The organism is Candidatus Eisenbacteria bacterium (genome assembly GCA_005893305.1).
Lineage (GTDB): Bacteria > Eisenbacteria > RBG-16-71-46 > SZUA-252 > SZUA-252 > WS-9.
In genome coordinates this window covers 109,712-118,956 of sequence record VBOZ01000014.1, presented here as the reverse complement: position 1 = coordinate 118,956, position 9,245 = coordinate 109,712, and the positions used below count along the sequence as shown (strand labels likewise).

Here is a 9,245-nt window from a genome sequence, read left to right as displayed (position 1 = left end):
CGGAAGATGCTGACGGACCTGCGAAGCCGGCTCGAGGGCCGCGGGATCAACGTGGAGGCGATCCTGCTCCGAAACATCGTGCTCCCCGACCAGGTCGCGAAGGCCGTGGAAGCGAAGCTGGCCGCGGACCAGCAGGCGCAGCAGATGGAGTTCGTGCTGAAGAAGGAGCAGCGCGAGGCGGAGCGGAAGCGGATCGAGGCTCAGGGGATCGCGGACTTTCAGCGCATCGTGACGGCCGGGATCACGCCGGGGCTCCTGACATGGAAAGGGATCGAGGCGACGAAGGCCCTCGCGGAGTCCCCCAACGCGAAGGTGATCATCGCGGGCGGCAGGAACGGGCTTCCGATCATTCTGAATACGCCGTGAGGAGCCGGTCGTAGGTCAAGAGATGGGCCGAGCTGAAGCAGACGAAGCGGACCAGCTCGATCCGGTCGGAATCCGAGAGGCGCTCGCGGACCGCCGCGACGGCGATCTCCGCGGCGTCATTGGGAGGGTAGCCGTACGCGCCCGTGCTGATGCATGGGAAGGCGATCGACCGGAGCCCGTGCGTCTCCGCGAGATCGAGGGAGGAGAGGTAGCAGCGTCGGAGGAGGTCCGGCTCCCGGTTGGTTCCGCCGCGCCAGATCGGGCCGACCGTGTGAATCACGAACCGCGCCTGGAGACGGAAGCCGGGCGTGATGCGCGCCTCGCCGATCCCGCACCCGCCGATCGCCCGGCAGGCCTCACGAAGCTCGTGGCCCGCGGCGCGGTGAATGGCGCCGTCCACGCCCCCGCCGCCCAGCAAGGTCTGGTTCGCCGCGTTCACGACGGCGTCGACCTCTTCGCGCGTGATGTCGCCGTGCGTTGCCTCGAGACGCGCCATGGAATCGCTCTCCCTGCGGCCGATGGCGTGGATCCAAACCGGACCCGGCGCGTCCAAAGGTAGCACAGGGCTCTTGCTTTCGGGGAGCCTTCCCCCACCAGCACCGAGGAGGAGTCGTGGCCGGCGAGATTCCGGGCATCCATCACATCACCGCGATCGCGGGCGATCCCCAGCGAAATGTCGACTTCTACGTCGGCGCGCTCGGCCTTCGCATGGTGAAGCGAACGGTGAATTTCGACGACCCCGGCACCTACCACCTCTATTACGGTGACGAGTCCGGGCGGCCGGGCTCGCTCCTCACCTTCTTTCCATGGCCCGGGGCGCCGCGAGGGCGCGTCGGCAGCGGTCAGGCGGCCGCGACGTCGTACTCGATCCCTCCCGAGTCGATCGGCTACTGGCTCGACCGCCTCAAGCGGCACCAGATCGCGACGCGCGGGCCCGAGGGCCGATTCGGCGACCAGGTGATCTCATTCTCCGATCCCGACGGACTCCCGCTCGAGCTGGCGGCGTCGGCGGAATCCGACCTGCGGGAGCCGTGGCGGGAGGGCCCTGTCCCGGCGGAGCACGCGATTCGCGGGTTCCACGGCGTGACCCTCCTCGAAGAGAGGCCCGAGGGGACGGCGGGGTTCCTGACCGAGACGCTGGGCTTCCGCGCCGCGAAGGAGGCCGGCGCCGCGGCCGGCGCGACCGGAGAGAGGCGCCGGTTTTCCGCGGGGCGCGGCGGTCCCGGTGCGATCGTCGACGTGGTCGCGGGTCCCGGCTCGCCGCGGGGAATCGTGGCGGTGGGGACGGTGCACCATGTCGCGTGGCGCGCCCCGAGCGACGCGGACCAGGAGGAGTGGCGGAAGAAGATCGCGGCGCTCGGCACCAACGTGACGCCGATCATCGATCGGAAGTATTTCCGGTCGATCTACTTTCGGGAACCGGGGGGCGCCCTCTTCGAGATCGCGACCGACGCGCCCGGCTTCGCCATCGATGAAAGCAAGGACCGACTGGGCCTGAGCCTCGTCCTGCCGCCGTGGCTGGAGCCGCGGCGGGCCGAGCTGGAAGCCGCGCTGCCGCCGATCCGCCTGCCGGCGCTCTACTCGCCGCCTTCGTCGGAGTCGTCGTTCGAGTTAGAGTTCGAGTCGGAATCCGAGTCGCCGCCGTGATGCTCGTCATCCCCCGGACCCCGCGTTCCGGGGCGGAAGATGTGGATCGTCCCCTGGAACGACTCGAGCTGGACCCGGGCGCCTCCTTTGCCGAGCGTGAAGCAGAACCGCCGGCCGGGCCTCGTCTCGCTCAACATCACGGGGAAGTCGGAGGCGAACTCGCCCGAGAAGGTCGAGACGCTGACCGTGGCGCTGGCGGACGCGGGAAGTGCGATCGCGACGTCGCCGTTGTGGCTCGTGAACTCGTAGACGCCGTGGCTTCGGATCGCGCCGTCGTAGAAGATCTGCCCGTTCACCGTCGAGACCACAACGCTGTCCGACTCGATCCGCTGGAGCGTGAGATCGCCGTTCACCGTCTCGGAGACGATGGTCCCCGAAGCGTCCGAGAGGCGGATGTCCTGATTGATCGCGGTGAGCTCGATCTGCCCCCTGCCGCCAACGACCGCGATCTCGCCATGCACGGTGTCGACCCGGACGCGGCCCTTCGTGCCCTCGATGCTGACGTCCGTATTCACCCCCGATACGACCAGATTCATCCATGAAGGCGCGGTGATCTCCAGGTCCACCGAATGCTGGACGGAGCGCTTCGAATAGGCTTTGACCAAAAGCACCGGATCGGATTCCTTCACGATGATCTTGTCGTTGCCGTCCGCCTCGGTCCGGATCCGAACTGCGTTTTTCTCCCATGTTCGCACGGTCACCTCCCCGGCGAAGTTGGCCACCTGAAGCTCCGTCCCCCGCCGGACCGAGACGGTCGTATCGGCGCTCGATCCCAGCGAGAAGACGGTGGCGGCGGCGACGGCGAGTGCCAGGGACATGGTGGGGGATCCCCTCTACTGGGGCGCGCTCGCCAACATCGTCGCCCGGCGCAGGAACTCGACCTTGCGGCGCATGGTGTCGTCGAGGTGCGCGCGGACATATGGATTATTCGGATCGGCATCGAGGGCCCGCTTGGCCTGGCGGATGGCGACGTCGATGATCAGAAGGCTTTCCTCGAGCGACCGCACGGTCGCGGGATCGAGCTTCTCCCTCCCAGCGGCGAGCACGCGCCCCAGCTCCTCCACGTCCTGGATGGCTACGTGGTCGGGCGCGTTCAGCGACGCCGGCGCCGCGCGCGACATGGATCGGTCGGCGAAGAGCCCTCGAGGCGGTCCTTGGCGGAGCGCGTACCAGACGGCGCCACCCGAGAGGATTACGAGCGCCAAGCATGCCGCCGCGAGCTGGGGGAGGGAAAACGAGAATCGAATCGCCGTGAGCCCGCCAGGCCGGGCAGCCGGTACCGAGCGCGCCGCCGTGCCCAAACTCCGGATCCGAGTTTCGATTCCGGGCCAGAGATCTGCCTTCGGCGCTTCGGTCGGGAGGCCACGCGCGCGCGACGTGATGAGCCGGAGATCCTCGACCGCCGCGGCGCACTCGGCGCACTCGGCGACGTGGGCCTCGAAGAGCCGGCGCTCGGCAGCCTCCAGGCCCCCGTCGAGGTACTCCGAAATCGATTCCGTCCAGCGGTCGCTCATCGCCCCGCTCCTCTCATCGGCAAAGATGCTGGCGCAAGATCATTCGGGCGCGGTGCAATTGCGCTTTCGTCGTACCCGCCGTCACGCCGAGCAGGTCCGCGATCTCCTCGTGCTTGAAGCCCTCGACGTCGTGGAGCACGAACACGACCCGCGCGCCGCTCGGCAGCTTCCCGATCGCCCCCTCGAGATCCATCCCGAGCTCGGATGACCCCCGCCGGGCCACGACCTGATCCAGCGCGTCCTCGTCGTCCTCCAACCGTCCCCGCTCCACCCGGAGGACGCCCCGCCGGTGAAGGATCACGTTGATCGCGACCCGATGAAGCCAGGTACCGAAGGCCGATTCGCCCCGAAACGTTCGGAGCTTCTCCCAGGCCCGTACGAAGACGTCTTGTGTGAGCTCGCCGGCTAAGTCGACTCCGATCATGCGCCGCGCCAGGCTGAATATGCGCGCCGCGTGCGTGCGGTACAGGCGCTCGAACGCCCGAGTGTCGCCATTTTGGGCGCGCGAAACATCGGCCCGTTCAGACGCCGGCGGCACGGCATTCTCGAGAGTGGTCGGCGCTGTCACCCCTGGTCCCCACGGGCTTTCTTCGTTCATCGGAGTTGGATTGGGTGGATTCGCAAAGGGTTGGAACGGAATCGAGGGCCCCCGCGTAGGGAGTCTATCGGGGGCGGCGAGGAGCGCCAACCCTTTCGGCCGTCGACTCATCGAACAGATGCAGATCCCAGCGACCCAGGGCAGGCGCCATCCGCCACCGCCCGAAACCCAAGGAGATCGCCATGAGCGTTCGCGAGAAGCCACTGCCGTTCCTCGTCCTTGCGGGCGTTCTCGCCCAGGCGCTCCTCGGCCTCGCCAGCCCCTCGAAAGGCTCCCCCTACGAGCCGTCGCGGTACACGATCACCGGGGCGGACGTAGGGATTTATAACCTTCTCGGGAACTTGGAGGTGGTTCGGGGTGAAGGCGCGTCCGTCGTCGCCGAGGTCACCCTCCACGGGAAGGACGCGGTCCGCCTCCAGGTGGCGAACGGGCCGATCGACGGAAGGCAGACGCTCCGGGTGATCTATCCCGGGGATCGGATCGTGAACCCGGAGTTCGGCGACCACACCACTTCTACCTTCCGAGTGAATGAAGACGGGACGTTCCACAACGACAACCACGGTGGCCGGCGCGTGACCATCTCCGGGCGCGGGCCGGGAATCGAGGCGGGTGCCGACATCCGTCTCCTCGTCCCGCCGGGGAAGAAGGTCCGCGTCCACTGGGGCCACGGCAAGGCGAGCATCACGAGGGTCGACGCCGATCTCGCGCTGGACGCCGCGGGGATGCCGGTGAGCGCGACCGGGATCAGCGGCCCGTTCCATGTCGAGATCGGGTCGGGCACGGTGCGGGTGGAGGGCGCCGACGCCGGCGTCTGGATCGAAACCGGCTCCGGCGACGTCTCCCTGTCTCGAATCCACGGCAAGGAGGTCGCGGTCGACACCGGGTCGGGCGACGTCACCGGGAACGATGTGTCGGCGGAGTCGGCCTCGATCGAAACCGGGTCCGGCGACGTAGAGCTCGGCAAGTTCATCGCCGAGAGCATGAGCCTGGAGACCGGCTCCGGCGCGGTGACGGTCGAGATCGCCGGCGTGACGAGATCGCTCGAGATCGACGCGGGAAGCGGCGACGTCTCCGTGACCATTCCCAAGGCGCTCGGCGCCGAGCTCTCCGTCCAGACCGGGAGCGGGGGGATCGAGACCAACCTCACCATGGAGACCTCCGTGCGAAAGCACGACGAGCTGGTGGGACGGATCGGCGACGGCCGCGCGAGGATCGCGATCGAGACGGGCTCCGGCACGGTCAGCATCCGGCAGGCCGGGCTCTAGGCGGCGCGCAGGGCGGGCGAGCCCGGCGTTACCTTCCGTCCCCGTCGAGCAAATTCCCGAGCCCGCCCAGGAGCGAGCCTTCCTCTCTCCGCCGGCCCCCGGTCTGGGGCGCCGCGGCGTAGATCCGGCTCGCGAGCCGGCTGAACGGGAGCGACTGGAGCCAGACCTGGCCCGGGCCCTTGAGCGTGGCGAAGAAGAGCCCTTCGCCGCCGAAGAGCGCGGTCTTGAGCTTCCCGACGTACTGGATGTCGTAGCTCACCGAAGGCTGAATCGCGACGAGGCAGCCCGTGTCGACGCGGAGCGTCTCGCCCGGCTTCAACGTGCGCTCCTCGACGGTCCCGCCTGCGTTGACGAATACCCAGCCGTCGCCGGTGAGCCGCTGCATGATGAATCCCTCGCCTCCGAAGAGCCCGACGCCGAAGCGCTTCTGGAAGGCGATGCCGATGCTCACGCCCTTCGCGGCTACGAGGAACGAATCCTTCTGCGCGATCAGCTCGCCGCCGAGCTCGGTCAGGTGGAGCGCCCGGATCTTTCCGGGATAGGGAGCCGCGAACGCGGCCGCGCGCCGCTCCTTCGCCTCGTTGTGAAACACGGTCATGAAGAGGGACTCGCCGGTAAGCAGGCGCTTCCCCGCGCTCATCAGCTTGCCCATGAGGTCCTGATTCTGGGTCGCGCCGTCCCCGAAGATCGTGTCCATCTGGATGCCGTCCTCGAGGTACATCATCCCGCCCGCCTCGGCGACCACCGCCTCGCCCGGATCGAGGATGATCCGGACGAATTGCATGTCGTCGCCGATGATCTCGTAGTCGATCTCGTGCATCGTGGGCATCTTGGGTACCCCCCTAGGTTTGTGCCGACCGCGCCCGGGCGCGAGCCCTTGAAATCGGCTTGGCGTGAAGACTACCACCCCATACGCTTGGGCCAGCCCGGAGTTTCACCCAGATCGATCGGCCGGATCGCCGGGAGTCGGCGGAGCCCCGGTAGGGCCCCGCTTCTTTCCGCGCCCCGCGTCGCGAACGGCGCGCGCGAGAAGGTACTCGATCTGTCCATTGACGCTCCGGAGCTCGTCGGCCGCCCACTTCTCGAGCGCGCCCCAGAGCTCCGGGTCGATGCGTAGGAGAAAGGCCTTCCGCGCCGCCATCGCGGGCACCTAGTTGTGGAGCGTGCCGGTATTGAGAACGGGCATTGCCGCGCGCTCTCCGCAGAGAACCACCAGCAGATTCGAGACCATGGCGGCCTTTCGCTCATCGTCGAGCGTGACGACCTTGTTCGCGCTCAGGCGGTCGAGCGCCATCTCCACCATTCCGACCGCGCCGTCCACGATGCGCTGCCGCGCCGCGATGATCGCTGACGCCTGCTGGCGCTGGAGCATGGCGCCGGCGATCTCGGGGGCGTACGCGAGGTGGCTCAGGCGCGCCTCGATGATCTCGACGCCCGCCGGTCGCAGACGCTCCGAGAGCTCGACGCGGAGGAACTCCGAGACCTTGTCGGTGCTTCCCCGGAGCGAGATCGTGTCGTGATCGTACTCGTCGTAGGGATAGGCGCTCGCCAGGTGGCGGACCGCGGTCTCGCTCTGGACCGAGACGAAATCCTCGAAGGTCTCCACGTCGAACGTCGCTTGCGCGGCGTCGTGCACCCTCCAGACCACCACGGCGGCGATCTCCACCGGGTTTCCGGCATGGTCGTTCACCTTGATCATGTGCCCGTTCAGGCTTCGCACGCGAAGGGAGATGCCCTTCCGCGTATTGAACGGGTTGGTCCACCACCATCCGCTCCGCTTCACCGACCCGACGTAGCTTCCGAAGAGAATCAGGACCACGGCCTGGTTGGGCTGGACCGTGAAGAGGCCCGCCGCCGAGAGGAAGCTCAGGACGGCGAGCGGAGCCACCACGGTCAGGAGCAGAAGGGGTCGCCCCTGCGCGACCGCGCCGACCGTCATGTAGATGGTGGAGGCGATGAGGGCAATCGTCACCGTAAGGCCCAGCGCCCCGGCCAGGGCCGATACCTCGCGATCCTTCGTCATGGCAGATCCTCTTTTCCGGTTTCGGCGGCCGCCACCGTGGCGACCGTCGTGATGTCATTATGATATCGGCATGATAGCAAAGGATTCAAGGGAAATCCGGGGCGGTTAACGCATTATTCAGCAGCTACTTGAGAAGAGGATAGGCGGGCTCTACTCCCGAACCAGCTTCTTGTACTTGAGCCGGTGGGGCTGATCCGCGGCGGCCCCCAGCCGCATATGGCGGTTGGCTTCGTAGTCCTGGAAGTTGCCCTCGAACCAGACCGTGCTCCCGTCTTCCTCGAAGGCGATCATGTGGGTGGCGATCCGATCCAGGAACCAGCGGTCGTGGCTGATCACGCAGACGCATCCGGCAAACCCCAGGACAGCCTCCTCCAGCGCGCGGAGCGTATCGACGTCCAGGTCGTTGGTCGGCTCGTCGAGCAGAAGCAGGTTGCCCCCGGAGCGCAGGAGCTTCGCCAGGTGGACGCGGTTCCGCTCTCCGCCGGAGAGGTTTTTCACGAGCTTCTGCTGATCGGCACCCTTGAAGTTGAACGATGCGACGTAGGAGCGCGAGGGAACACTTCGTGGACCGAGCTCGATCAGATCCTGGCCTCCCGAGATCTCCTCCCACACGTTCTTGGCACCGTCGAGGCTGTCCCGGGATTGGTCCACGTAGGCAATCTGGACGGTGTCGCCGACGCGGATCATTCCCGCATCAGCCTTCTCGAGACCGGCGATGAGCCGGAAGAGCGTCGTCTTACCGGCGCCGTTCGGGCCGATGATCCCCACGATGCCGCCGGGAGGGAGGTGGAAGGTGAGCCCGTCGATGAGGACGCGGTCGCCATAGCCCTTCGAGAGCTCCTTGGCCTCGACCACGAGGCTCCCGAGCCGCGGCCCCGCGGGGATCGAGATCTCGGCGATCTCGCTTCGCTTCTCGCCCTCCTGCCTCAAGAGCTCTTCGTAAGCGGTGACGCGGGCCTTGCTCTTCGCCTGCCGCGCGCGCGGAGACATCCGGATCCACTCGAGCTCGCGGCCGAGGGTCCGTTGCCGGGCCGACTCCGCTTTCTCCTCGAGCGCGAGCCGCTGGCGTTTCTGATCGAGCCAGGAGGAATAGTTTCCCTCCCACGGGATTCCCTGACCGCGGTCGAGCTCCAGGATCCAGCCCGCCACGTTGTCCAGGAAGTACCGGTCATGCGTGACCGCGACGACCGTCCCGGGATATTCGTGGAGAAACCGCTCGAGCCACGCGACCGACTCCGCGTCCAGGTGGTTCGTCGGCTCATCGAGCAGGAGCAGGTCGGGGCGCGTCAACAGGAGCCGGCAGAGCGCGACCCGACGCCGTTCTCCGCCGGAGAGCGTCTTCACGTCGGCGTCCCCCGGCGGAACCCGTAGCGCGTCCATCGCGATCTCGAGCGTCCGATCCAGCTCCCACGCGTTCTTCATCTCGATCTCGGCCATCACGCGGCCGTGCTCCTCAAGGACCTTCTCCATCTCGGTCTCGGAGAGGCTCTCGCCCAATTTCACGTTTAGCTGGTTGAACCGGTCGAGCAGCGCGCGGGTCTCCGCGACGCCCTCCTCGATGTTCCCGCGCACGTCCTTCTTGGGATCGAGGACCGGTTCCTGCGGCAGGAAGCCGACGCGGATCCCCTTCGCGGGGCGCGCCTCACCGCTCGTCGGCTCCTCCACCCCTGCCATGATTCGGAGGAGTGTGCTTTTCCCGGCCCCGTTCTGGCCCAAAACCCCGATCTTGGCGCCGGGAAAGAAGGAGAGATAGATCCCCTTCAGGACCTCCTTGTTCGGCGGGTGGACCTTGCCGAGGTTGACCATCGTGAAGATGTACTGTGGCGCCATGA

11 protein-coding genes are annotated in these 9,245 nt (G+C 67.3%); 3 read left to right on the top strand and 8 right to left on the bottom strand.

The genetic code is table 11. From position 1 onward, the window contains the following. Positions 1-366: prohibitin family protein (locus tag E6K79_05720; GenBank protein TMQ65260.1), on the top strand; the 366-nt coding region annotated here is incomplete at its 5' end. On the opposite strand, the gene E6K79_05715 is transcribed toward E6K79_05720, so the two are convergent. Beyond that, positions 347-862: an O-acetyl-ADP-ribose deacetylase gene (locus E6K79_05715; protein TMQ65259.1), complete on the bottom strand. Its 516-nt coding sequence runs from the start codon at positions 860-862 to the stop codon at positions 347-349. The two genes, E6K79_05720 and E6K79_05715, sit on opposite strands and share 20 nt — an antisense overlap. A 116-nt stretch (positions 863-978) precedes the next feature. Between E6K79_05715 and E6K79_05710 the strand changes: the two genes are divergently transcribed. Continuing rightward, the gene (locus E6K79_05710; GenBank protein ID TMQ65258.1) at positions 979-2,013 is read left to right on the top strand and encodes a ring-cleaving dioxygenase; all 1,035 of its coding nucleotides are present in this window, start codon (positions 979-981) and stop codon (positions 2,011-2,013) included. Here E6K79_05710 and E6K79_05705 read toward each other — a convergent pair. From E6K79_05705 to E6K79_05695, 3 genes are read right to left on the bottom strand one after another with little or no spacing between them, the layout of a single operon-like run. Beyond that, complete coding sequence (locus E6K79_05705) at positions 1,944-2,831, bottom strand: DUF4097 domain-containing protein (protein TMQ65257.1); 888 nt, start codon at positions 2,829-2,831, stop codon at positions 1,944-1,946. The genes E6K79_05710 and E6K79_05705 overlap by 70 nt on opposite strands. Positions 2,832-2,846: 15 nt before the next feature. Further along, positions 2,847-3,527, bottom strand: coding sequence for a hypothetical protein (locus E6K79_05700; GenBank protein TMQ65256.1), 681 nt, complete (start codon positions 3,525-3,527; stop codon positions 2,847-2,849). A 13-nt stretch (positions 3,528-3,540) separates the two neighbouring features. Then, entirely contained in the window at positions 3,541-4,125 is a 585-nt protein-coding gene (locus tag E6K79_05695) for an RNA polymerase sigma factor (GenBank protein TMQ65255.1), read from the bottom strand. Between the two features lie 182 nt (positions 4,126-4,307). Here E6K79_05695 and E6K79_05690 point away from each other — a divergent pair, with 182 nt between their 5' ends. Then, entirely contained in the window at positions 4,308-5,390 is a 1,083-nt protein-coding gene (locus tag E6K79_05690; protein ID TMQ65254.1) for a DUF4097 domain-containing protein, read from the top strand. 28 nt (positions 5,391-5,418) lie between these two features. Here E6K79_05690 and E6K79_05685 read toward each other — a convergent pair whose 3' ends face one another. The 4 genes from E6K79_05685 to ettA form a co-directional block, all read right to left on the bottom strand. Continuing rightward, positions 5,419-6,219, bottom strand: coding sequence for a TIGR00266 family protein (locus E6K79_05685; GenBank protein ID TMQ65253.1), 801 nt, complete (start codon positions 6,217-6,219; stop codon positions 5,419-5,421). A 105-nt stretch (positions 6,220-6,324) separates the two neighbouring features. Continuing rightward, positions 6,325-6,531, bottom strand: coding sequence for a hypothetical protein (locus E6K79_05680; GenBank protein TMQ65252.1), 207 nt, complete (start codon positions 6,529-6,531; stop codon positions 6,325-6,327). Positions 6,532-6,540: 9 nt separating this feature from the next. Further along, complete coding sequence (locus E6K79_05675; protein ID TMQ65267.1) at positions 6,541-7,329, bottom strand: SPFH domain-containing protein; 789 nt, start codon at positions 7,327-7,329, stop codon at positions 6,541-6,543. A gap of 234 nt (positions 7,330-7,563) precedes the next feature. Further along, on the bottom strand, positions 7,564-9,243 hold the full coding sequence (gene ettA, locus E6K79_05670) for an energy-dependent translational throttle protein EttA (GenBank protein ID TMQ65251.1): 1,680 nt from the start codon (positions 9,241-9,243) through the stop codon (positions 7,564-7,566). Positions 9,244-9,245 lie beyond the last annotated feature (2 nt).